This window comes from Rhizobium sp. P38BS-XIX, from assembly GCF_012641435.1.
GTDB lineage: Bacteria > Pseudomonadota > Alphaproteobacteria > Rhizobiales > Rhizobiaceae > Rhizobium.
In genome coordinates this window covers 252,960-273,702 of sequence record NZ_JABAIJ010000003.1, presented here as the reverse complement: position 1 = coordinate 273,702, position 20,743 = coordinate 252,960, and the positions used below count along the sequence as shown (strand labels likewise).

Below are 20,743 nucleotides of genomic sequence, written 5' to 3'. Positions count from 1 at the left end.
CGGGCAATGCTACACTGCGCCCGGCGCTATTTTCGCGTCGAAAAATGGAGCGCATGCGAATGGCAAAGACGCCCATTAAGGACAGCATTGAGACTTCCGTTCAACTGACGCATCCCGAGCGGCTCTACTGGCCCGACGATAAGGTCAGCAAGCAGGATCTCCTCGATTATTATGCGCTGGCTTGGCCGCGGATGGCGCCCTTCGTCGCCAATCGCCCTCTGGCTTTGCTTCGCTGTCCCGACGGTATCGGCGGCCCGCGCTTCTTCCAGAAACATGCCTGGAAAGGCATCAATCCGCATATCATCGAGATCGCCGATCCGGAGGACAGCGAAAGCGCCAAGTTCCTGAAGATCGAGGATTTCGATGGGCTCGCCGCGCTGGTTCAATCCGCATCGCTTGAAATCCATCCCTGGGGCACGACCACCGATCATTGGGAACAACCCGACATGATCATCATGGATCTCGATCCGGGCGAGGATGTCGCCTGGGCCAAGGTCGTTGCCGCGGCCAGGGAGATACGCGAACGTTTCACCGCGCTGGGGCTCACCTCCTTTGTCAAAACTTCCGGCGGCAAGGGGCTTCACATCGTCGCGTCGCTCAAACCCAAGGCGGATTGGGCTAAAGTCAAGGACGCGGCCGAAGCGATCGCGCATGCGATGAGCGCCGACGATCCCGAAACATATCTTTCGGTCGCCAGCAAAGCGAAGCGAACTGGCCACATTTTCATCGACTACCTGCGCAATGGCCGTGGCAACACGGCGGTTGCGCCCTATTCGACGCGGGCAAGGCCAGGGGCCACCGTATCGATGCCGATCGCCTGGGACGAATTGGACAAGAAGATCGGCGCAGCCTCCTTCAGCGTGAAGAATGCTGCCGACCGCCTGAGCGGTTCCAGCGCGGATCCCTGGGCCGACTTTTTCAAATCGGCGTCTGCCCTGAAGGCATGAGACTATAGCAGGAAGGGAATGAGTGCCGGCGTTCTGGCCTTGTAGTCGGCGTAATCTCGGCCAAAGCTATCGCTCATCCAGCTTTCCTCGATGGTCATCCGACGCAGCACCGCGTAAAGCACGGCTGCGACAGCGAGCGCCGCCGCGATATCGCGGCGTGCAACGGCCGAGCCTATGATTCCCAGCATCAGGCCAGTGTAGATCGGATGACGGACGAGCGCGTAGGGACCCGAGCGGATCAGCACGTGATCCTGCTTGAGCGTAATCACGCCACTCCAATTGCGGCCGATGTGAAAGCGCGCCCAAACCGCAAAAACAAGGCCAATGAACGTCAGAACCGCGCCGGCAACCGAGATCGTCACATCGTTCGGAAGGAGACGAACCTGAAATGGGCCTAACCATGCCGGATGGGCGGATAGCAGAATAGCGCCAACCAAGATCGGCAAGGTATTGCCGAGTCTCGAGAGCGCATCTTCATGCCTTACGGTCTTTTTGGCGTTGAGGGCGGCGAAAAACCAGACGGCCAACCAAATGATCCAGCAGGCAGCAATAAAGGAATCCGGTGACATCGCTCAGGCTACATCTTTGTCAAGTTCCGGATAATGCCGGAAAATGCCGTCCTCATTGAAGGGTATTCGTCGGTCGGAGTGAAGATAGCGAGCGATATTGGGCCGCTTCATGACAGCTGCGTGCAAGGCTACGAAATGCGGATAATGTTTCTCCAGATGCGCTGTCGCACGTGGAAAGGCATAGCGCAGGCCCTCGTAAATCTGGAACAATGAGAGATCGACATAGGTCAGATCCTTACCGAAAATATGGGCCGGTCCATGAGGGTTCTGTTCCAGCACCCGTTCGAAATAGCCAAGATATTTCGGAATTCGATTGTCGATGAACTCGGCCGAGCGCCCCTTGGCCTCCTCCTTCTGCTCCTCGTAATATTTCGAGGTCGCGATGGGGTGATGCGTATCATGGACCTCGGCAACGAAATCGGTGATCGTCAGCTGCAAACCATTCAGGAGATGGCGCTCGTGATCGTCTTTGGGAGCAAGACCGAGCTTCGGCCCCAGATACATCAGAATGTTGGCCGCGTGTGAAACGATAAGTTCGCCATCCCTGAGGAAAGGCGGCGCAAACGGGACTGTGGCCAGCGATTTGCTCTCCATGATATCAATCATGGCAGATGTTCCCTGTCCTTCATTTGATGGCCCGCGGCAGATATCGACATAGTCGGCGCCGGCCTCCTCAAGTGCCAGGCGAATGAATTCGCCACGCCCCTGAATGCTGTTCCAATAATAAAGTTCGTAAGCCATTCGCTCTCTCCTCGGACTGGCCTCGATCAATCGCTTTCGTCATATTGTGGGAGATCGTCCGTGATTTCAAACCACTCGGCCTTCGAGCCGACAAAAACATGGTGGGTCGGCCGGATGCTTGGCGTATCGACGAGGGTGCCCATGGTGACATGCGCGTAGGTGCCGTTCTTGACGACCGCGTAAAGAAGCGAGCCGCATTTGCCGCAATGCAGGTAGTTATCGGGTTCATCGCCGTAGACCATGAGGTTCTCAGAGCCCGCTGCTATCTTGATTTTTTCGATGGCAATGCCGGCCAACGGCTTGAAAGCCGAGCCGGTTGTTCGCCGGCAATTCGAGCAATGGCAATTCACGGCATAGGCAAATTCGTCGGCAGCTTCATAGGTAACGGCACGGCATCGACACTGTCCCGTGAGAATTCTCGTCATCGCGCCTCGCAACGTTCGCCCGTCATCCTCTGAGAGGCATGCCTCGAAGGCACAGGGATACTACGACCCGCTGCGGCCGCACAATACATATGCCTTGGACCATGACGTCGCAGACTTAACGCTAACGATGCGCGCTGTGTTCATGCCGCTTGCGGGTCTCTGCCGCTTTCTTTGCGGATGCGGAACGCTCGGCAGCGGGCCGGTTTGCAGAGGCGCGGCCACCAATCCTTCCGCCTTTTTCCGACGACTCGTGATTTTCAGCGTGACCACGGCCGGAGCCTGATTTCTTGCCCCCGCCACTTTCCTTGTTGACGGTCGCCCATGCGCGCCGTTCGGCTTCGTCATGGGAAACGCCACGATCCTCGTAGCCTTCCTCGATGTGCTCGGCCTTACGTTTCTGTTTGTCCGTATAAGCGGATTTGTCTCCACGCGGCATGATCTTTCTCCTCATTTCGGATGAAAGACGAACCCACCGTCATGGAAAAGGTTCCGATATGCGGCTGGGCGAGCTGCGGTTGACCAAGGCAAACCACGAACGACGATCATGCCGCGGAGCGGCGCGATGTTTGGCTGAGGCCGGGAAGAAAACACCGACGGAGCGATCGATGATCAATATCAGGATCAGCGCGGCCAGAAGATAAAGTGCTGCAAGAACGAAGAGAGATGTCATCGCATCGCCTCCACACACTCGCGCTGCCTCGAAAGAGCGCGCATGCAGACCATCGCCGAAACGATAACTTCCAGATGATCGACACAACTGCGACGCATAACGGGGCTCCCTACCCGCATTGATAGCAGCAATGTGTGACAAGTATTTTGTGGTCTGGGCCCAAGTCGCAGAAATGATTGCGGATATTTGGCCTACGGCACAGAAAGAGCGGCTCGACGCTCATCATCGAGCCGCTCCACTTCCGCCCCCCAAAGGCGAACCGGCTTCAGGCCTTGGCCTTGACAGCCTTTTTAGGCGCGCGCTTGGCTGCCGGCTTATCCGCTGCCGTCTCGGCTACGACCGCGGCGGTAACCGCTGGCTTGCGCTTCACCTTCACTTTGGCGTCTACCTTGCCTTCCGCACCAGTCGTCTCTTCAAGCGCGATACGTTCGCTGCTCGCCTGCTGCCAGTGCATCATATCACGCCCTAAGGGATAGCCTTCTTCTTCCCAGATGGCATATGCACGCTTCTGGATCCATTCGTCCCGAGGTTCCAACATCTGCTGTTCTCCGTTCGCATCAATGAACATGGTCGATGAGCAATGCCCGTTCTTGAAATGCGGGCTTTCATACCTCCCCCCGAGCAGCCGAGACCCATGACCGGAAACTTTACATGGGCGCTTTCGCGAATGTCGGCTCTCGAACTCCAGCGGCGCCTCATACTCAAGAACACGGCGTACCGTGGGGGACGGTAGCGAAGCAGCCGAAACATGATTCAATATGAGCGGGAGCCTCACGAGGTTCAATTAAAAATATCTAATAAGATCGATTTTCCTGCTGGAAACCGCTATGTATCTCAGATCGTAACAGGGCTGATTGCAGCTTTCGCGGGCAAAGATATAGTCGCGGCATGATCGACCTCGTGGTTGCCCATTGGGGCCAAATTCTCGCAGTCCTGTCCATCGCCATGGGAGCGGTTGCTGCAATCCATGCTGCGATGACCAAAGAGGATGTTCGGGCGGCAATCGGCTGGGTCGGCGTCATCATCCTGTCGCCGATCATCGGCGCTCTGATCTACGCGGTCGCAGGCATCAATCGCATCCGCCGAGCCTCATTGAGCTCGCAACGCGATGTGCTCTTCCGAAAGGATGCTGCCGGCGAGCTTGCGAGTTTCGATGCCGATGGCGATCGGGTACGCCGGCTCTTCGGCGAGCGGTTCAGCTCCATGAAAACTCTGGGCGATCGCGTGGTCCGTTACTCGATGAGCACCGGCAACACCATCGAGATGCTGACAAGCGGCGATGCCGCCTATGCCGCCATGAAAGCTGCCATCGATGGCGCCGAACGCAGCATCCTGATGGAAACCTATATTTTCGACCGCGATCCAATCGGTCTGCGCATCGCCGATGCATTGATCGAAGCCGTCAAGCGCGGCATCAGCGTCCGTGTTCTCATCGATGCCGTGGGTGCGCGTTATTCGGTACCGAGTATCATGGGTTATCTCAGCGAGGGTGGAGTCGATGTCGACGTCTTCAATGGCAACGTTATCATCGGACTGCGGCTGCCCTACGCCAACCTGCGCACCCACCGCAAGATCCTGAGCATCGACGGGCGGATCGCCTTTACCGGCGGCATGAATATCCGCCAGGGTTTTACGCGCGAATTCGCCCAGGATCATTGCGCCCGTGACATGCACTTCTGCGTCACCGGCCCAGCGGTCGCCGATCTCTTCAACACGGCCGCCGAGGACTGGCGCTTCACCACCGGCGAGGCGTTGAACGGCGACGAATGGCGCATTGCCCCTCCCTCCAATGAGCCGGGCGCACCCGTCTTCATGCGCGTTGTGGCCTCCGGGCCAGACCGGAGCGTCGAGACCAATCACAAGATGCTGATCGGCGCCCTGTCGGTGGCAAACAAATCGATCCGCCTCATGTCGCCCTATTTTCTCCCGGATCGGGAGCTGATCAGCGCGCTGGTCACCGCAGCCCGGCGCGGCGTCGATGTCGATATCGTTGTGCCCACCGCCAATAATCTCGTCCTCGTGGATCGCGCCATGACCGCGCAGTTCGACCAGATGCTGAAGAATTACTGCCGCATCTGGAGGGCCGAGGGACCGTTCAACCACTCCAAACTCCTCGCCGTCGACGGAACATGGGCTTATGTCGGCTCGTCCAATCTCGATCCGCGATCGCTACGGCTGAATTTCGAGGTCGATCTGGAGGTGATGGATCGTGGCTTCGCGGGCACGATCGACGCCCACATTGCCCATATATTGGAGACCGCCCATCCGGTGGAGCTTGAAAAACTGCGCGCCCGTCCCTTCATCGTCAAACTGATCGAAAAGGTCCTCTGGCTCGGCTCGCCCTATCTCTGAACGGCGGTTTCGGCCGTATTCCGCTTATGTCGCAGCCTTTTTACATGACAAGGCGCAACAAGGCTTCCTATACTCGCACCGATACGCCCCACGTGATCTGATCAAGGAAGCGGTCGACAGACAGATGCGAAAAAAGAAAGAAAGCCTGCGGGCAAGCATCCTGGAAAGCCTGAAGAGCAGAAGCAAATCACGCGCGAAGCAACCTGGCAAACCCACCCGTCCTGACGGCACGTTGATTGCCTCCTATAATGTCCATAAATGTGTTGGTGCGGATCGACGTTTCGATCCCGAGCGAATAGGCCGAGTCATCCATGAGATCGATGCCGATGTCATCGGCTTGCAGGAAGCCGACACGCGTTTTGGGGAACGCACCGGCCTGCTCGACCTGCGCCGCCTTGAACGCGAGACCGGCCTCATCCCCGTGCCCATCGCCGGGACCACAAAGGCCCATGGCTGGCACGGAAATGTCGTGCTCTTCAAGCAGGGCACAGTGCGCGATGTGCACCAGATCAAGCTCCCCGGCTTGGAGCCGCGCGGCGCATTGATTGCCGAGATTGAACTCGCGCGCGGCGGCAGCATTCGCATCATCGCGGCTCATCTCGGTCTCCTGCATCGCTCGCGCGCGCAGCAGACGCGATTGATCGTCGATCTCATGAATGACCGCGGCGAGACGCCGACGATCCTGCTGGGTGATCTCAATGAATGGCGGCTTGGCGATCGTTCGTCGCTCAACACATTTCAGGCGGCCTTCGGCCCACTACCTCCACCCGTACCCAGCTTTCCATCAACGCTGCCGCTTTTGGCACTCGATCGTATCATGGCCAATCGGCGCGGTATGATTTCAGCGGTCGAAGTTCACGACTCGCCGTTGGCGCGCGTTGCCTCGGACCACCTGCCGATCAAGGCCGTTGTCAGCCTGGAAACCCTCGACAACGATGCTGAAATGCGCACGGGATGAAACCGAGCAACCTTCAGTCGGGGATCACGGTCTCATTTTGAAGCCGTGACCCCCGATTCATAACCATTCGCTTGAAAAATCGATCGCGAAATGAACGGAGCGATGTTCCTTCTTAGGCGGGATTGATGGCAGCGAAAACCTCGTCGTAACGCCCGTCGCGCTCGGCGGAACGTCTGGTCCGGTCGCGCTCGACCAGCACCTCTCCCTTCGGATGGCTGCCCGCTTCCAGCAACTGCATAACCTCCGCCACGTAAGCAGCCACCGGCATGGCACGAGGATCGGACGCCTGATGCTCGCCCGTCAGCACGGTCTGCACATAAGGCGGCGAAAGCTCCAGCACCTCGACCGGGATATTGCGCAGTTGATGACGCAATGATTGCAGCCAGGAATGGAGAAATGCCTTACTGGCGCAATAGGTCGGGAAATCGGCACGCGGAATAAAAGCGAGGTTGGAACTTGTTGCCATGATGGTCGCATCCCGTCGGGCCTTTAGCAGCGGCAGGAACGCCGCAGTCACCCGCAGGACGCCCATGATGTTCGTCTCGACGACCGATTGAGCGTCGGAAATGTCCCAATCGTCTCCGGTCATGTCCTCCGTTCGGGAAATACCGGCATTTGCGATAAGAACATTCAGCTCCGGGAAGAGCGACCGCACATCGGTTGCGAGGCGTGACAATGAGGTCGGGTCATCCAGATCAAGCGGCATGCCAATAAGGCCTGGTCGCTCGGCGGTGATTTCCGTCAGAAGAGACGAGCGCCGCCCGGTAATGATCACGCGATTGCCGCGATCGTGGAAGGCTTCGGCAAGCGCGCGCCCGATACCGCTGGTGCCGCCGGTGATGAGGATGGTGTTGCCAGTCATTTGCATAATATCTGCTCCATTGTTCGATGTCGGTCCTGCGCCGACGGTTCGACCGTGATCGCGGCTCCCTGCTGGAGTTCCGCGAGATGGCCGTTTGGAGCGCACGCCTGCACGGCTCTCTGTCGTTCTACGCAGTCGTGAAACGGAAAGAGAGCAATGTCGGCTGCGCCAGCGCCAATGGGCAAACGTCGCTTCTCCGCAATCAACCGATCGCAACTCACGGTGCGGCACCGGCGGACGAGCCCCGACGATGACGAGCCGATCCAACGCGTATCCGTGATCCGGGACGGTGCTGGAGCTTTCGAACGACCAAACGATGAAAATGGAAAAAACGATGTCATACCATAAACGCCTCTTGCATCGAGACCTCCCTGCTGGGACCTTCTCGACAAAGGACGCGTTGGATGACGGTAACGCCTACGACAGCGCTGAAAGAGCAGCTGCGACTTCGCCTCTAGCGCGGCGAGCCGCTCGCTGTCAAGCGGCGGCTGGCAGGGTTCCAGAGTTTGAAAGTCAACGCCGACGCCAGATCCTGAAGGCGTTCACGCTAAATTTGCTGGATTAACACCACCCTCCAATTCTATTGGTGCCGTTTCGCAGAACGAATATTCTGCAAATATCAACGTTCAGGCGGATAGAACGGGAATGCGCTGTCGTCTGCCGTTTTATTGCCAGGGATTAGGGTAAAGCATCATGACGGCCGGATCCGCGAACATGATTGGCTTGTCAGCAGAAGCTCGAAATCACGCATGAAGCCTCGACTTATCGTTCTTCTCGCCTCGCTTGTCGTCGCGATCATCGTCATGAGTTCCTTCGCCAGCCGTTCCGCTTTGGGGCTGGTCGTTCAAGCCTGCGAGATCAACGCTACCGTCATCGGATCGCCCTATCCGTGCCTCAAGGTCGTTCGGGAACAAGATCCCTTGTCGTCCTACGCCATTCTCCGCGAGCCGACAGACAAGGAGCGAACCATTCTGGCGCCGCTCGCGGATGTGCCGGGCATTGAAGACGCGCGGCTGATCGGAGCCGGGGCACCGAACTATTTCGAAGCGGCATGGAAAGAGCAAGCGGCGTCAAACACGGCACGCACGGCGAACGGCTCCGCACGAGATTTTGCTCTCGCGATTAACGCCGCCAACTGGCGCACGCAAGATCGGCTTCATATACACATGGGATGCGTGACGCCACGCTTCCGCGCCCTGCTGAGAGACCATGCGCAACAGATCGGAAGCGACGGTTTTACGAATTTGAACACCAGAGCCGGTTGGCGGGCTACATTCTACGTGGCCGATGACCTCTCAAATCTCAATCCTCTACAGCTTGTCGCTGACAGTCTTGATGGTGCACGCGCCAACATGAAAAACGTCGTTGTCGGCGTCTTCGGCTCGACGTCTACAGACGGACGACATGGCTTTTACATTCTCGCGAGAATCATGACCGAACGCAAATCCCGCGGGTCGGCCGAGGACATGATCGACCCCAAATGTCAGCTGTAGCTACCTTTGATTGGCGGTCAGTTTCGCAGATAGCTTGAGCAGCGCATCAGCTTCCTCACAGGAAAGGCGCGTGAGAAGCCACCTGCGCACCGACGCCGCATGAATGGGCCGAGCGGCGTCAATCTTCTGTCTGCCGAATGGCGTGATGCTGACCGTGACGACGCGGGGCGCCGTCTCCCGGCGGCGGACGAGACCACGCTCCTGCATCCGCGTCAATTGATGTGACAGCCGGCTTTTATGCCATCCCATCGAATTCGCAAGCATCTGCTGGCGCAACTCGCCATCCCCGAGATCAACGAGGCGAGACAACACACCGTAGTCGCTTCCCGTCAGATCCGCCATCTCGGCGAGATCTCTCTCAACCTCGGTCATGACCACCACGCCCATTTGCTTGAAGGCGTGCCAGATCGCCAGATCTTTTCTCGATAGTTCTTGGTCCGTCATCAGGAAACATTAGTCGCCACAGGTTGACATAGCAACCTGAAATCCTAGATTAAGGTTGTTATGACAACCCAGGTCTTGTCAGCAGTGTTTCAAAATCCAAGGAGTCGATCATGAATGCGCCATTTGCCTTCAACGATGCCGATGTTCTCATAACGGGTGGCAGCGATGGTATCGGACTCGGTCTTGCGAAACGCCTCCTGGCAGAGGGCGCAAACGTCCTGGTCACGGGCAGAAACGAAGACAGACTGAGCCGCGCGAGGATAGTAGCCCCCGGAGTGCGAACTTTTGTCAATGATATCGGCGTTGCCGACGAACGGGAAAAGCTTGCGCTCTATGTGCAAAAGCACGTCCCAAGACTGAATGTGATCATCAACAATGCAGGCATTCAGCGCCGGCTTTCGCTCGCCGAGGACATGGCGACTTGGACAGAGCGACAAAGCGAGATAGATGTGCTGTTCTCAGCTCCGATACATCTCAACCATCTGCTTATTCCGCTCGTGCTCAGGCATGGTCGCACCGGCCTCATTGCAAATGTCACGTCCGGCGGCGCTTTGATCCCGCAGCCTTTTGCGCCAGTCTATAGCGCCAGCAAGGCTGCGATGCACAGTTATACGACCAACCTCAGATTTGCGCTCTCAAACACGGCAATACGTGTCATCGAGATCATCCCGCCCGCCGTGCGCACCGGCCTCATGGCCGCAGGCGTGACGCATGGCGCGAATCTCGACGAGTTTTGCGATTCCGTCTTTTCTGCGCTGAGAACCGGCCAGGCCGACGAGATCGGGTTCGGGGCGACCGAAGGCCCGCTCGTCAGGCAGCGCCTTGCCCTTGATCGCGAATTGTTCGACGGCGTTTCCGGGCGCTCCCCTGTGCGCCAATATTGATAGGATCGACATCAATCGTCCGCATCGCGAGCCGATACAAGCAATTGGCCATACTTGCTGCGCCGCGTGGGTTTTCGACATCTCGGCCTGTGCTTGACGACCAGTAGATGGCGCGGGTCCGAAAGCGGCCTCCACAAACTCGACAATCGGCGCGCTCCCCAATTTCGCCGTTTAATTTCAGATATATGATGACTGACCACAGGCCCTGTTATAACGTCCTGCCAGACTGATCCGAGAGGCGATTCATGCTCAAAACTCTGCTGCTCACCGGCGCCGCCGGCGGTGTCGGCCAATCGCTCAGGCCGCTTCTATCGCAGATCGCCGAAAGCGTCGTGTTATCCGATCTCACACCGATAAAGGACCTCCGCCCGAGCGAGCGCTTCGTTGCCTGCGATCTTTCAGATCGTAGCGGCGTGGACTCATTGGTGAATGGAGTAGACGGCATCATCCACCTTGGCGGGATCTCTGTCGAAAAGCCATTCGACCAGATCATGCAGGGCAATATTCTCGGACTTTACAATCTCTATGAAGCCGCACGCGCTGCAGGCAGACCGCGCATCGTCTTTGCAAGTTCGAACCACACGATCGGTTTCTACCGCCGGGACGAGCGCATCGACAGCCAGGCGCCGACCCGTCCGGATTCTCTCTATGGTGTTTCGAAGGTGTTTGGTGAAGCGGTCGCCAGCCTCTACTTCGACAAGTTCGGCCAAGAGACACTGTCCGTGCGCATCGGCTCATGCTTTCCCGAGCCGCGCAACACCCGCATGATGGCCACCTGGTTCAGCCCGCGAGACTTTCTGTCCCTTTGCGGCTGCGCGTTTGAGACACCGCGGCTCGGCCACACGATCATCTACGGTGTTTCCGATAATGATGAGCAGTGGTGGGACAACAGCCACGCTGCGTTTCTCGGCTGGCGTCCGCGAGACAACGCCGCGCATTGGCGCAGGGAAATTCTCTCCAAAACAGCGCCTGACGATCCGAACGATCCGGCAGTCGTCTACCAGGGCGGCGGCTTCGTGACGGCTGCGCACCCGGAAGACTGACGATATAGGAGATAACCGCCGGCTTTCGAGGCGCTGGTCAGGGGCGTTGCAGCGGCTCGATTAAGTGCCGTTCAAAATCTTGCAGGTGCTTATGAAAACACGGCATGAGTTCTCCGAAGTTCTCAATGACTTGGTCGATTATTTTATTCTCGGCGACATCCGTCTTTTGGAGGGCTGGAAAGCGGAAAACAGCCTTGGAGATGATCTTGGGGCAGAGTTCGCGAGCAATGAGAGCGGTGATAGGGCGGCACGCGAAGGCATCATCATCCCCATGGCCGGAATAGAGAACTATCCGTACAATATTATCTTCACCCTTGATGATGAAACGCCTGAATTTCTCAAATCAGGACATCACCTGCAGCATAGACGCGCCGGCTATGTGCTAAAAATAGAAAATAATTGTTTACTTCTATATACTTGGCGAATCTTGAACGCATTTACCAGTGCGAATGTATCCGCGCTCCTGGAGCGTTACCGAGGCCCCGGAGGCAGGCCAATCATCGAGCTTGAAAACGGGTGGTACGACGTTGAGATATTGGGAGGCGAGTTGCTGAGAAATGGCGACTTTGAACCTGCGTTTGAATTTATTTTAAGAAAAACAGAAAGAGAGCCTGTCACGTCCCAGGCCGACATCGATTACCGTTTTACAATCCGCAGCCAAACATATTAGCCTTAAGGGATTCCGGTCAGCCGACGGCCTAGAAAGTCGTCTGATAGCTTTCCCCCATATCCGCCGTTCGCGTCTATGAGTTCACGGCCTCATCAACCACCGTTACGAAACAGCTTCCAACGAGTCGGCCTGAAGGCAATACGATTGCGGTCGAGTGTATCAGCCTTGTTTGGAGGCAACTCGATTTCGATGTGATCGTGGCTTGCGCCGATATTGAGCTCAAGATGGCGCGTGCCGGCGACACGACGGCTGGAGACCAGCAAGCCAGCGATCGCGCTCCCGCTGCCTTCGTGCAGCTCGATATCGTGCGGGCGGAAATAAAGATCGGCCTCGCCATCCGCCTCATGCGGCGTGCTCAAACCCAAAGGCCGCTCGTCAAACCATATCTCGCCGCTTTTGATGCGCACCTTGACCCGATTGGATTGGCCGATGAAGCCATAAACGAAGGGGGAGTTCGGCGTATCGTAGATCTCGTCGGGCGTTCCCACCTGTTCGATCGCACCCTTGTTCAGGACCACGACGCGATCGGCAAGTTCGAGCGCTTCTTCCTGGTCATGCGTCACGAACACGGTCGTATGACCGGTGCGATCGTGGATTTCCCGCAGCCATTTGCGCAGATCCTTGCGAACCTGCGCGTCGAGAGCGCCGAAAGGCTCGTCAAGCAGCAGGACGTTCGGCTCGACGGCCATGGCACGCGCCAGCGCAACGCGCTGCCGCTGGCCGCCGGACAATTGCGCGGGATAGCGCTTTTCCAGGCCGTTCAGCTGCACCAGTTCCAGCAACTCCATCGCACGACGACGAATTTCGTCACGTGGAGGCCGCCGCGACGCCGAGCGGACCTTGAGGCCGAACGAGACGTTATCCAGCACGGTCATGTGCCGGAAGAGCGCATAATGCTGGAACACAAAGCCGATATTCCTCTGCTGCACGGTCTTTCGAGACGCATCTTCTTCGCCGAAGAAAATCTGCCCTTCGGTCGGTGTCTCCAAACCCGCGATCAGGCGCAGGAGCGTCGTCTTGCCGGAGCCGGAAGGGCCGAGCAGCGCTATCAGCTCGCTCGAACGGATATCGAGCGAAACATCGTGCAGAGCAGGAAACCGGCCGAATTCCTTGCGCAAATTTTGAACGCGAACTTCCATCAAAAATTCCTTCAGTGACGCCGGCTGGCTGCGATCTCTTCGCTAAAGCGCATTTCCAGCAGCGTCTTCAGTAGAAGCGTGACAAGAGCAAGCAGCGCCAAAAGCGTGGCAACAGCAAAGGCTCCCGAGAAATTATATTCGTTATAGAGGATCTCGACCTGCAACGGCATGGTGTTGGTTTCGCCTCGGATGTGCCCCGACACGACCGAAACGGCGCCGAACTCACCCATCGCACGAGCGTTGCAGAGAAGCACGCCGTAAAGCAGACCCCACTTGATGTTCGGCAGGGTGACATACCAGAAGGTCTGCCAACCGTTGGCTCCGAGCGACAGCGCCGCCTCTTCGTCCGCGCTGCCCTGCTCCTGCATGAGCGGGATGAGCTCGCGGGCAACAAAAGGAAAGGTCACGAACATCGTCGCGAGCACCAGTCCGGGCACGGCAAACAGAATCTGTATGCCATAGCTCTGGAGCCAAGGTCCCAGCACGCTGTTGGAGCCGAACAGAAGCACAAATACCAGACCGGAGATAACCGGAGAGACGGAGAAAGGCAGGTCTATCAGCGTCGTCAGGAACGCCTTGCCCTTGAACTCGAACTTGGCGATCGCCCATGCGGCCGCAACGCCGCAAACGAGATTCAAGGGTACGCTGATGCCGGCAACGATCAGTGTCAGCCGGATTGCCGCGAACGTCTCCTCGTCCACCAGCGCTTCGAAAAACGTCTCGACGCCCTTGCGGAAGGCTTCGACGAAAACGGCAGCGAGGGGCAAAAGCACCATCAACGTCAGAAAGACGAGCGAAATCAGCACGAAGACAACACGCGCGAAACGGCTCTCCGTGATCACGGGATGCTCGACGCGGGAGACGGAAGTATCATGCGCCATAGCCATACCTCCTTCTGCTCCAAGCCTGAATGAGATTGATGATCAAGAGCATGGTGAAGGAAATGAACAGCATGACTGTCGCGATCGCCGTCGCCGCCGCGTAGTTATATTCCTCGAGGCGGATCACGATGAGCAAGGGAGCGATTTCCGAGACATACGGCTTGTTGCCGGCAATGAAGATCACCGAACCGTATTCGCCCGCAGCGCGCGCGAAAGCCAACGCGAAGCCGGTCAACGCGGCGGGGGCAAGCCCCGGCAGAAGAACCCTGGTGATGGTCTGAAAGCGTGTCGCGCCAAGAGTGGCGGCCGCCTCCTCCACTTCACGATCGATCTCCTCCATCACAGGCTGCGCCGTGCGCACCACGAACGGCAAACCGACGAAGATGAGAGCGATGACGATACCGATCGGCGTAAAGGCAATCTTGATGCCGAGCGGCGTCAGGAACTGACCGATCCAGCCATTCGGCGCATAAAGCGTCGTCAGCGCAATACCGGCAACGGCTGTCGGCAACGCGAAAGGGAGATCGACCATAGCATCGATCAGGCGTTTTCCGGGAAAGCGATAGCGCACCAGCACCCAGGCCAGAATGAGCCCGAGGACGGCGTTGACAAGCGCCGCGATGAACGCGCCGCCAAAGCTCATGCGCAACGCGTAGAGCGTGCGCACATCAAGAGCCAGGGTCCAGAACTTCGACCAGCCGAGGGAGCTACTTTTCCAAAGGAGCCCCGACAGCGGAATGAGGACAATGAAGATGAGCCAAGCCAAGGTAACGCCGAGCGCCAATCCGAAGCCCGGAATGACACTCGGCTGCCGAAACCGCCACCGTTTGCGGGTTATAGAATGCATTCAGTCTTATTGCCCCGGCTTGTAGACCTGATCGAAGATACCACCATCATCGAAGAACTTTGGCTGAGCTTGAGACCAACCGCCGAAATCGTCAATCGTCGCAAGCTTCAGGTTTGGAAACCGAGCGATATCCTTTGGATCCGCCGCCTGCGGCTTGATCGGCCGATAATAATGTTTGGCAGCGATCTTCTGGCCGTCATCCGAGTAGAGATAGTTCAGATAGGCTTCGGCGATCTTGCGCGTCCCCTTGGTGTCGACATTGCCGTCAACGACGGCAACCGGAGGATCGGCACGGATCGAGAAGGACGGCGTGACAACTTCGAACTTATCGGGCCCAAGTTCGTCGAGCGACAGATAAGCTTCGTTTTCCCAGGCAAGCAGGACATCGCCGAGACCGCGCTGGACAAAGGTCGTCGTTGCGCCGCGCGCACCGGTGTCGAGAACCGGCACATGCTTCAGAAGCTGCGTCAGATATTCCTGAGCCTTGGCATCGTCACCGCCATTGGCCTGCTTGGCCCAAGCCCATGCCGCCAGGATATTCCAGCGCGCGCCGCCCGAGGTCTTCGGGTTCGGCGTAACGACTTCGACGCCATCCTTGATCAGGTCGGACCAGTCCTTGATGCCCTTCGGATTGCCCTTGCGCACGAGGAACACGATGGTCGATGTATAGGGAACGGAATTGTTCGGGAACTTGGTTTTCCAATCTGCCGGGATCTTGTGTGTCGCCTTGGCGATCGCATCAATGTCGCCTTCAAGCGCCAGCGTCACGACATCCGCATCGAGACCATCGATGACCGAGCGCGCCTGGGCGCCGGAACCACCATGCGAAGCCTTGATATTGACGCTCTCGCCGGTGTCCTTCTTCCACTTTGCAGCGAAGGCGGCGTTGAAATCCTTATACAGCTCACGCGTCGGATCATAAGACACGTTCAGAAGCGTCTTGTCCGCAGCCCATGTCGGCGCAACCGCCGCAATCGAGAAACTGCCGATCAAAACTGCGGTGGCGAGAAGCCGGGAAAGCCTTATCGTCTGCATGGATACCCCCTTCGTTTGTCCTTAAACCCTATCAACTTGGTCGTATAAAGTAACGAAGGCCGTTCCCGTTTTTGGGAACTCCTGAGAACACCATCCCATAGAATCCGAAAAAATGAAATCACATTCCCGCCAATGAGCAATGCCCTATGATTGAGGGTTATTAGGCGGAAGAGTCGGACATAAAAACGGAGTAAAGCACCTCGGCGTTTCTTGCCATCTTCATCGCCGACAGAACGCCCTCCGTTCTCAAACGCCGTGCAATGGCAGCCAGAACATTTAAATACTCGCTTCGCCCCTCCTCTCCGAAAAGAAGCACGAATGCCCATTCGGTCGGCACATCATCTATGGCTTCGAAATCCACCGGGCGCGAAAAACGAACCAGCAGCCCGCGTGGCCTCGTCATACCCGCGATTGCAGCATGAGGAACGGCCACACCATTGCCGATGCCGGTCGTTCCAAGCTTCTCACGAGTTTCCAGCGCCCTGAGAACTGCCGCCTCCTCAAGACCGAAACAGCTGGCGGCATTCGAGGACAGCAATTGCAGCGCCCTCCACTTCGTCGGAGCGGAGACCCCCACGAAGACATGTTCGGGCAGAATAACGGAGGAAAGGTCCATGGGCGCTCTTCAGGATCGAAATTCGATTGCATTAACCGGACGGCCATCGCCGCGTCTGGCAGGCGATGACATCCAAGGCCGAGGATCGTTCATCTACTCTGGCTCGCGAAGGCGGTAACCCACGCCGGTCTCGGTGGTGATGTAATATGGCTGGTCGGGAATTTGCTCGATCTTCTGCCGGAGCTGCCGGACGTAGACGCGCAGATACTGCACATCGGCCGCGGGACCCCAGATCTGTTTCAACAGGAACTGATGGGTCAGCACCTTGCCGGCATGCTGGGCAAGAACCCGAAGGATATCGTATTCCTTCGGCGACAGCTTGATCTCCTTGCCATCCACCTTGACGATACGCTTGACGAGGTCGATCGAGAGGCCGCCGGTCTGAAAGATCGCCTTTTCGCCTTGCTGCTGCAGCCGATGGCGCAGCGCCACGCGGATGCGCGCTGCCAGTTCGTTGACGCCGAACGGCTTGGTGACATAGTCGTCCGCACCACTTTCAAGCGCCTTGACGATACCGGCTTCGTCGGTACGGCTCGATAAAATAACGACCGGGATCTGCACACCGTCCTCACGCCATTCCAGCAGGAGATCCTGCCCGGATTTATCCGGCAGACCAAGATCGAGCACGATCAGATCCGGTTGGTCCTCAACGACGGAAGCGCGGGCGGCGGCGGCATTCTGCGCCTCGTTGACGACATAGCCTTGGGCGCCCAGACCGACACGCAGCAGCTTACGGATCGGCGGCTCGTCATCGACGACGAGTATTTTGACGGCAGTGGTGTTCATTTCAGCTCATCCAGCTTCGGGACATCTGTTGGTCTAGGCAGGCGGATGGTAAAGACGGCGCCTTGACGATCCGTTCGGTTGCCGGCCATGATCGTGCCGCCCATCGCCTCGATGAAGCCGCGACAGATCGACAGGCCAAGCCCCGTACCCGCCCTCACCTGATCGCCCTTGCGGACGCGATAAAACGTGTCGAAGACGCGCTCGAGATCGGCAGGTGGGATACCCGGTCCCTCGTCCATCACGCGAAACACAATATTGTCGATATCGGCCCATGCCTCCAGGCGAACCGCCGAGTCATCAGGCGCGTATTTTGCGGCGTTATCGAGCAGGTTGAACAGCACCTGTTCGAATAGAACCGGATCGACCTTCACCATCGGCAGGTCGACGGGCATTTGCGCCTCAACACGATGGTGTGTGAGGATTTTTCCCGCACGACGCAGGGCGCTGCCGACGATGTCACCGCCATAGTGCAACGCATAATTCGGCTCCATCGCCCCGGATTCGATCTTGGTCATATCGAGGAGATTGGCGATGAAGCGGTTGAGGCGCTCGGATTCGTCGATCACGGTCGAAAGAAGATCGACGCGATCCTCTGGCGGCAGCGATTCCAGATAATCGCGCAAAGTGCCGGCGGCGCCGAGGATGGCGGCAAGCGGCGTCTTCAGATCGTGCGATATGGACGTCAGCAACGCCGAGCGCAGTCGGTCTGCCTCGACAGCCAGCTTCGCACGATCGACATCGGCAACCAGTTGCACACGCTCGATGGCAAGAGCTGCCTGATCCGCAAGTGCATCGAGCAGTCGCTGCTGTTCCGGCGTCAGAAGCGGTCCGTCGCGGCGATCGCTGTCCAGGCCGATGACGCCGACAGCGGTGCGGCCGGTGCGCAGCGGAACGTACAGACGCTTGGCCCCCGGCAGAGTATCGGCGCCCCGACCGGCCGCGTGATTGTGCTCCCAGGCCCAGCGCGCGGCTGCGATATCGGCATCATCAAGCGTGTCGTCGGGCGGATAGCCTGCCTTCACGGCGATCGTGTTGTGCTCCGGCAGAAGCAGCACGACCCGCAGCTTCAGCATCGAGGCCAACTGGAAGGCGGTCGCCCATAAGACGTCGTCAAGCGTACCGGTGCCGGCAAGCTTCTTCGAAAAGAGATAGAGGTCTTCGGTGGTTCGTGCGCGCTGCCGCGCCGCCGCCGCTTGCCGCTGCACTGTCGCAGTCAGGTTACTTGCAACAATGGCGACCCCAAGAAAGAAGAAGAGGGCAAGCACGCTTTCCGGATCGCTGATCGTCAGTGTGTAGCGGGGCGGCAGAAAGAAGAAATTGAAAGCGAGCGCGCCGAGAATACAGGAATAGAGCGCCGGACGCAGACCCTGCGTTACGGCACTGGCGAGAACAGCCATCAGAAAGACAAGCGCCAGATTGCGAACATCCAGCACCTGATCGAGGATGACGCAGAAGCCCAGGGCGATAGCGACATAGAGCGTCGCCAGAGCATAACCGCGCAGCTGGAAAGGTGGAGGCGAAGGCGCAACCTTGACGCCACGGTTCGCTGCCTGCCCGTCCGCATCGCTGCCGGAAATCACATGGACACTGATGTCCCCCGCCCTGCGGATGAGATCGTAGGACACCGAGCGGCGGGACCAATCGCGCCAGGAGCCGATTTTTGGCGAACCGATGACGATATGCGTCACGTTGTTGCTTGCCGAGTGGCGAAGCAGTTCCTCTGCCACCTCTCGACCCGGTAGGGTGATCGCTTCGCCGCCGAGCTGCTCGGCGAGCCTGAGCGTTGCGGCAATCGTGTCGCGCTGCGCTTCCGTGAGGCTGATCGAGCGGTTTGTCTCGACGTAAACGGCAGCCCATGGCGCACGCAGTCGCGACGCCATACGCGCGGCATAGCGCACCAAGGATGCCGAGCGCGGATGATGGTCGATGGACACGAGAACGCGCTCGCCTGCCGCCCAGGGCCCCTGGATCGCATGCGCCTGCATATGGGTCAGCAACTGGTCGTCGACCCGCTGGGCGGTGCGCCGCAGCGCCAGCTCACGCAGGGCCGTCAGGTTGCCGGGTGTGAAATAATTGGTGAGCGCTCGCTCGGCGGTCTTCGAGACATAGACCTTGCCGTCGTGCAGCCGCTTGATGAGATCGTCCGGCGTGAGGTCGATGATTTCGACGTCGTCGGCAAGGTCTATGATGGAATCAGGCACGGTCTCCCGCACACGGATGCGGGTAATCTGCGAGACGACATCGTTGAGGCTTTCGACATGCTGGATATTCAGCGTCGTGTAGACGTCGATGCCGCGCTCGAGCAGCTCCTTGACGTCGAGATAGCGCTTGGGATGCCGGCTGCCATGCGCATTGGTGTGAGCAAGTTCGTCGACGAGCACCAGTTCGGGACGACGCTTGAGAATGGCGTCGAGATCCATCTCCTCCAGCGCGCGTCCCTTGTAGTCGACATTGACCCGCGGAATGATCTCGAAGCCGTCGAGCAGAGCCTGCGTCTCCCGACGGCCGTGGGTTTCGACAACACCCACCACAACATCGATGCCGTCAGCGATCTTGGCCCTGCCAGACATCAGCATCTCATAGGTCTTACCGACACCCGGTGCGGCACCCAGAAATATCTTCAGCCGGCCCCGTGCCTCTGCCTTGGCTTTTTCCAGAAGCGCGTCGGGCGAAGGCCTGCTCATCATATCGCGGCTGTCATCTGCCATTCGTGGATTTGTCTTCCGTTACGAGATTGAGACGGCCATAGCCGTCTCAATCTTCTCAACCTATTGATTGATAGAGGCATCGAGCGATTGGTTCAATGCCAACACGTTGACGACAGGTTCACCCAGAACACCAAGCTCGCGCGGCTCGATGGCTGCCTCGACAAGCGAATGGACCTTGGCCTCATCCATGTTGCGGGCCTTGGCGACGCGCGGCACCTGGAAATAGGCGTTTTCGGGAGAAATGTCGGGGTCGAGACCGCTGCCCGAGGTGGTGAGCATGTCGATCGGCACTGGCATGTTCGGGTTCTGCGCCTGCAAGGTTGCAGCGTCACCCTTGATGCGGGTTATGAGGCTCGCGTTGGTCGGACCCAGGTTGGATGCCGCAGAGTTTGCGGCGTTGTAGGGTGCCGAAACCGACTTGGTCGGATCGTTCGGATCGGCTGCAGTCGTCGCGGAAGGACGGCCGTGGAAATACTTGTCGGTCGTGAAGTTCTGGCCGATCAGTGTGGAGCCGATCACCTTGCCGTCCTTCTCCACCAGACTGCCATTGGCCTGGCGGGGAAAGAGTGCCTGGGCGGCGCCTGTCATAGCCAGGGGATAGGCAAGGCCGGTCAGGACGGTGGTCGCGACGATCATGACGATTGCGGGTCTGATTTGTTTCAACATGAGAGAA

23 protein-coding genes are annotated in these 20,743 nt (G+C 58.3%); 7 read left to right on the top strand and 16 right to left on the bottom strand.

What is annotated here, in order from left to right; genetic code table 11:
• Window positions 1-59: 59 nt before the first annotated feature.
• Window positions 60-947 carry a non-homologous end-joining DNA ligase gene (gene ligD / locus HGP17_RS13330; protein WP_168809626.1) on the top strand — a complete coding sequence of 296 codons (888 nt, stop codon included), beginning with the start codon at window positions 60-62 and terminating at the stop codon, window positions 945-947.
• Window positions 948-949: 2 nt separating this feature from the next.
• On the opposite strand, the gene HGP17_RS13325 is transcribed toward ligD, so the two are convergent.
• From HGP17_RS13325 to HGP17_RS13300, 6 genes are all read right to left on the bottom strand, one after another.
• Window positions 950-1,474 carry an isoprenylcysteine carboxylmethyltransferase family protein gene (locus HGP17_RS13325; protein WP_246704080.1) on the bottom strand — a complete coding sequence of 175 codons (525 nt, stop codon included), beginning with the start codon at window positions 1,472-1,474 and terminating at the stop codon, window positions 950-952.
• 45 nt (window positions 1,475-1,519) lie between these two features.
• Window positions 1,520-2,257 carry a glutathione S-transferase gene (locus tag HGP17_RS13320; RefSeq protein ID WP_168809622.1) on the bottom strand — a complete coding sequence of 246 codons (738 nt, stop codon included), beginning with the start codon at window positions 2,255-2,257 and terminating at the stop codon, window positions 1,520-1,522.
• Between the two features lie 26 nt (window positions 2,258-2,283).
• Window positions 2,284-2,682, bottom strand: coding sequence for a GFA family protein (locus tag HGP17_RS13315; RefSeq protein ID WP_168809620.1), 399 nt, complete (start codon window positions 2,680-2,682; stop codon window positions 2,284-2,286).
• A 121-nt stretch (window positions 2,683-2,803) separates the two neighbouring features.
• A complete protein-coding gene (locus HGP17_RS13310) occupies window positions 2,804-3,118 on the bottom strand; it encodes a plasmid stabilization protein (RefSeq protein ID WP_168809618.1) in 315 nt (104 codons plus the stop codon).
• 39 nt (window positions 3,119-3,157) lie between these two features.
• On the bottom strand, window positions 3,158-3,352 hold the full coding sequence (locus HGP17_RS13305) for a hypothetical protein (protein WP_168809616.1): 195 nt from the start codon (window positions 3,350-3,352) through the stop codon (window positions 3,158-3,160).
• 265 nt (window positions 3,353-3,617) lie between these two features.
• A complete protein-coding gene (locus HGP17_RS13300; RefSeq protein WP_168809613.1) occupies window positions 3,618-3,890 on the bottom strand; it encodes a DUF2934 domain-containing protein in 273 nt (90 codons plus the stop codon).
• A 350-nt stretch (window positions 3,891-4,240) separates the two neighbouring features.
• Between HGP17_RS13300 and HGP17_RS13295 the strand changes: the two genes are divergently transcribed.
• Together HGP17_RS13295 and HGP17_RS13290 are read left to right on the top strand one after the other, a co-directional pair.
• Window positions 4,241-5,704 (top strand): phospholipase D-like domain-containing protein, encoded by a 1,464-nt coding sequence (locus HGP17_RS13295; RefSeq protein ID WP_168809612.1) that lies wholly within the window; start codon window positions 4,241-4,243, stop codon window positions 5,702-5,704.
• 124 nt (window positions 5,705-5,828) lie between these two features.
• Window positions 5,829-6,662 carry an endonuclease/exonuclease/phosphatase family protein gene (locus tag HGP17_RS13290; RefSeq protein ID WP_168809609.1) on the top strand — a complete coding sequence of 278 codons (834 nt, stop codon included), beginning with the start codon at window positions 5,829-5,831 and terminating at the stop codon, window positions 6,660-6,662.
• A gap of 112 nt (window positions 6,663-6,774) precedes the next feature.
• Here the strand turns inward: HGP17_RS13290 and HGP17_RS13285 are convergent, their stop codons facing one another.
• Window positions 6,775-7,530, bottom strand: a complete 756-nt coding sequence (locus HGP17_RS13285) for an SDR family NAD(P)-dependent oxidoreductase (protein ID WP_168809608.1) — start codon at window positions 7,528-7,530, stop codon at window positions 6,775-6,777.
• A 743-nt stretch (window positions 7,531-8,273) separates the two neighbouring features.
• Between HGP17_RS13285 and HGP17_RS13280 the strand changes: the two genes are divergently transcribed.
• Window positions 8,274-9,017 (top strand): CDP-diacylglycerol diphosphatase, encoded by a 744-nt coding sequence (locus tag HGP17_RS13280; protein ID WP_168809606.1) that lies wholly within the window; start codon window positions 8,274-8,276, stop codon window positions 9,015-9,017.
• Here the strand turns inward: HGP17_RS13280 and HGP17_RS13275 are convergent, their stop codons facing one another.
• Window positions 9,018-9,461 (bottom strand): MarR family transcriptional regulator, encoded by a 444-nt coding sequence (locus HGP17_RS13275; protein WP_168809604.1) that lies wholly within the window; start codon window positions 9,459-9,461, stop codon window positions 9,018-9,020.
• Between the two features lie 110 nt (window positions 9,462-9,571).
• Here HGP17_RS13275 and HGP17_RS13270 point away from each other — a divergent pair, with 110 nt between their 5' ends.
• From HGP17_RS13270 to HGP17_RS13260, 3 genes are all read left to right on the top strand, one after another.
• On the top strand, window positions 9,572-10,345 hold the full coding sequence (locus HGP17_RS13270; protein ID WP_168809602.1) for an SDR family NAD(P)-dependent oxidoreductase: 774 nt from the start codon (window positions 9,572-9,574) through the stop codon (window positions 10,343-10,345).
• A 245-nt stretch (window positions 10,346-10,590) separates the two neighbouring features.
• A complete protein-coding gene (locus HGP17_RS13265; RefSeq protein ID WP_168809600.1) occupies window positions 10,591-11,388 on the top strand; it encodes an NAD(P)-dependent oxidoreductase in 798 nt (265 codons plus the stop codon).
• 64 nt (window positions 11,389-11,452) lie between these two features.
• Complete coding sequence (locus tag HGP17_RS13260) at window positions 11,453-12,058, top strand: hypothetical protein (protein WP_205925959.1); 606 nt, start codon at window positions 11,453-11,455, stop codon at window positions 12,056-12,058.
• 92 nt (window positions 12,059-12,150) lie between these two features.
• Here HGP17_RS13260 and HGP17_RS13255 read toward each other — a convergent pair whose 3' ends face one another.
• The 8 genes from HGP17_RS13255 to HGP17_RS13220 all read right to left on the bottom strand — a co-directional run bounded on the left by HGP17_RS13255 (window position 12,151) and on the right by HGP17_RS13220 (window position 20,736).
• Entirely contained in the window at window positions 12,151-13,197 is a 1,047-nt protein-coding gene (locus HGP17_RS13255) for a sulfate/molybdate ABC transporter ATP-binding protein (protein ID WP_168809598.1), read from the bottom strand.
• Between the two features lie 11 nt (window positions 13,198-13,208).
• Window positions 13,209-14,078 carry a sulfate ABC transporter permease subunit CysW gene (gene cysW, locus HGP17_RS13250; protein ID WP_168809596.1) on the bottom strand — a complete coding sequence of 290 codons (870 nt, stop codon included), beginning with the start codon at window positions 14,076-14,078 and terminating at the stop codon, window positions 13,209-13,211.
• Window positions 14,068-14,925 (bottom strand): sulfate ABC transporter permease subunit CysT, encoded by an 858-nt coding sequence (cysT, locus tag HGP17_RS13245; protein WP_168809594.1) that lies wholly within the window; start codon window positions 14,923-14,925, stop codon window positions 14,068-14,070. Before cysT ends, cysW begins: the two co-directional genes overlap by 11 nt.
• A 6-nt stretch (window positions 14,926-14,931) precedes the next feature.
• Window positions 14,932-15,960 (bottom strand): sulfate ABC transporter substrate-binding protein, encoded by a 1,029-nt coding sequence (locus HGP17_RS13240; protein ID WP_168809592.1) that lies wholly within the window; start codon window positions 15,958-15,960, stop codon window positions 14,932-14,934.
• A 160-nt stretch (window positions 15,961-16,120) separates the two neighbouring features.
• A complete protein-coding gene (locus tag HGP17_RS13235; protein ID WP_168809590.1) occupies window positions 16,121-16,576 on the bottom strand; it encodes a PTS sugar transporter subunit IIA in 456 nt (151 codons plus the stop codon).
• Window positions 16,577-16,669: 93 nt separating this feature from the next.
• Entirely contained in the window at window positions 16,670-17,362 is a 693-nt protein-coding gene (locus HGP17_RS13230) for a response regulator transcription factor (RefSeq protein ID WP_168809588.1), read from the bottom strand.
• Window positions 17,359-20,070 (bottom strand): sensor histidine kinase KdpD, encoded by a 2,712-nt coding sequence (locus tag HGP17_RS13225; protein WP_168809586.1) that lies wholly within the window; start codon window positions 20,068-20,070, stop codon window positions 17,359-17,361. The genes HGP17_RS13230 and HGP17_RS13225 overlap by 4 nt, the downstream gene beginning before the upstream one ends.
• 60 nt (window positions 20,071-20,130) lie before the next feature.
• The gene (locus tag HGP17_RS13220; protein ID WP_168809584.1) at window positions 20,131-20,736 is read right to left on the bottom strand and encodes a K(+)-transporting ATPase subunit C; all 606 of its coding nucleotides are present in this window, start codon (window positions 20,734-20,736) and stop codon (window positions 20,131-20,133) included.
• Window positions 20,737-20,743 lie beyond the last annotated feature (7 nt).

Coding starts and splice junctions, on each gene's coding strand:
- HGP17_RS13315 (WP_168809620.1), bottom strand. CDS start 2,682: ATGACGAGAATTCTCACGGGACAGTGTCGATGCCGTGCCGTTACCTAT.
- HGP17_RS13255 (WP_168809598.1), bottom strand. CDS start 13,197: ATGGAAGTTCGCGTTCAAAATTTGCGCAAGGAATTCGGCCGGTTTCCT.
- HGP17_RS13290 (WP_168809609.1), top strand. CDS start 5,829: ATGCGAAAAAAGAAAGAAAGCCTGCGGGCAAGCATCCTGGAAAGCCTG.
- HGP17_RS13230 (WP_168809588.1), bottom strand. CDS start 17,362: ATGAACACCACTGCCGTCAAAATACTCGTCGTCGATGACGAGCCGCCG.
- ligD (WP_168809626.1), top strand. CDS start 60: ATGGCAAAGACGCCCATTAAGGACAGCATTGAGACTTCCGTTCAACTG.
- HGP17_RS13320 (WP_168809622.1), bottom strand. CDS start 2,257: ATGGCTTACGAACTTTATTATTGGAACAGCATTCAGGGGCGTGGCGAA.
- HGP17_RS13270 (WP_168809602.1), top strand. CDS start 9,572: ATGAATGCGCCATTTGCCTTCAACGATGCCGATGTTCTCATAACGGGT.
- HGP17_RS13300 (WP_168809613.1), bottom strand. CDS start 3,890: ATGTTGGAACCTCGGGACGAATGGATCCAGAAGCGTGCATATGCCATC.
- HGP17_RS13310 (WP_168809618.1), bottom strand. CDS start 3,118: ATGCCGCGTGGAGACAAATCCGCTTATACGGACAAACAGAAACGTAAG.
- HGP17_RS13265 (WP_168809600.1), top strand. CDS start 10,591: ATGCTCAAAACTCTGCTGCTCACCGGCGCCGCCGGCGGTGTCGGCCAA.
- HGP17_RS13240 (WP_168809592.1), bottom strand. CDS start 15,960: ATGCAGACGATAAGGCTTTCCCGGCTTCTCGCCACCGCAGTTTTGATC.
- HGP17_RS13275 (WP_168809604.1), bottom strand. CDS start 9,461: ATGACGGACCAAGAACTATCGAGAAAAGATCTGGCGATCTGGCACGCC.
- HGP17_RS13225 (WP_168809586.1), bottom strand. CDS start 20,070: ATGGCAGATGACAGCCGCGATATGATGAGCAGGCCTTCGCCCGACGCG.
- HGP17_RS13235 (WP_168809590.1), bottom strand. CDS start 16,576: ATGGACCTTTCCTCCGTTATTCTGCCCGAACATGTCTTCGTGGGGGTC.
- cysW (WP_168809596.1), bottom strand. CDS start 14,078: ATGGCGCATGATACTTCCGTCTCCCGCGTCGAGCATCCCGTGATCACG.
- HGP17_RS13305 (WP_168809616.1), bottom strand. CDS start 3,352: ATGACATCTCTCTTCGTTCTTGCAGCACTTTATCTTCTGGCCGCGCTG.
- cysT (WP_168809594.1), bottom strand. CDS start 14,925: ATGCATTCTATAACCCGCAAACGGTGGCGGTTTCGGCAGCCGAGTGTC.
- HGP17_RS13285 (WP_168809608.1), bottom strand. CDS start 7,530: ATGCAAATGACTGGCAACACCATCCTCATCACCGGCGGCACCAGCGGT.
- HGP17_RS13295 (WP_168809612.1), top strand. CDS start 4,241: ATGATCGACCTCGTGGTTGCCCATTGGGGCCAAATTCTCGCAGTCCTG.
- HGP17_RS13280 (WP_168809606.1), top strand. CDS start 8,274: ATGAAGCCTCGACTTATCGTTCTTCTCGCCTCGCTTGTCGTCGCGATC.
- HGP17_RS13220 (WP_168809584.1), bottom strand. CDS start 20,736: ATGTTGAAACAAATCAGACCCGCAATCGTCATGATCGTCGCGACCACC.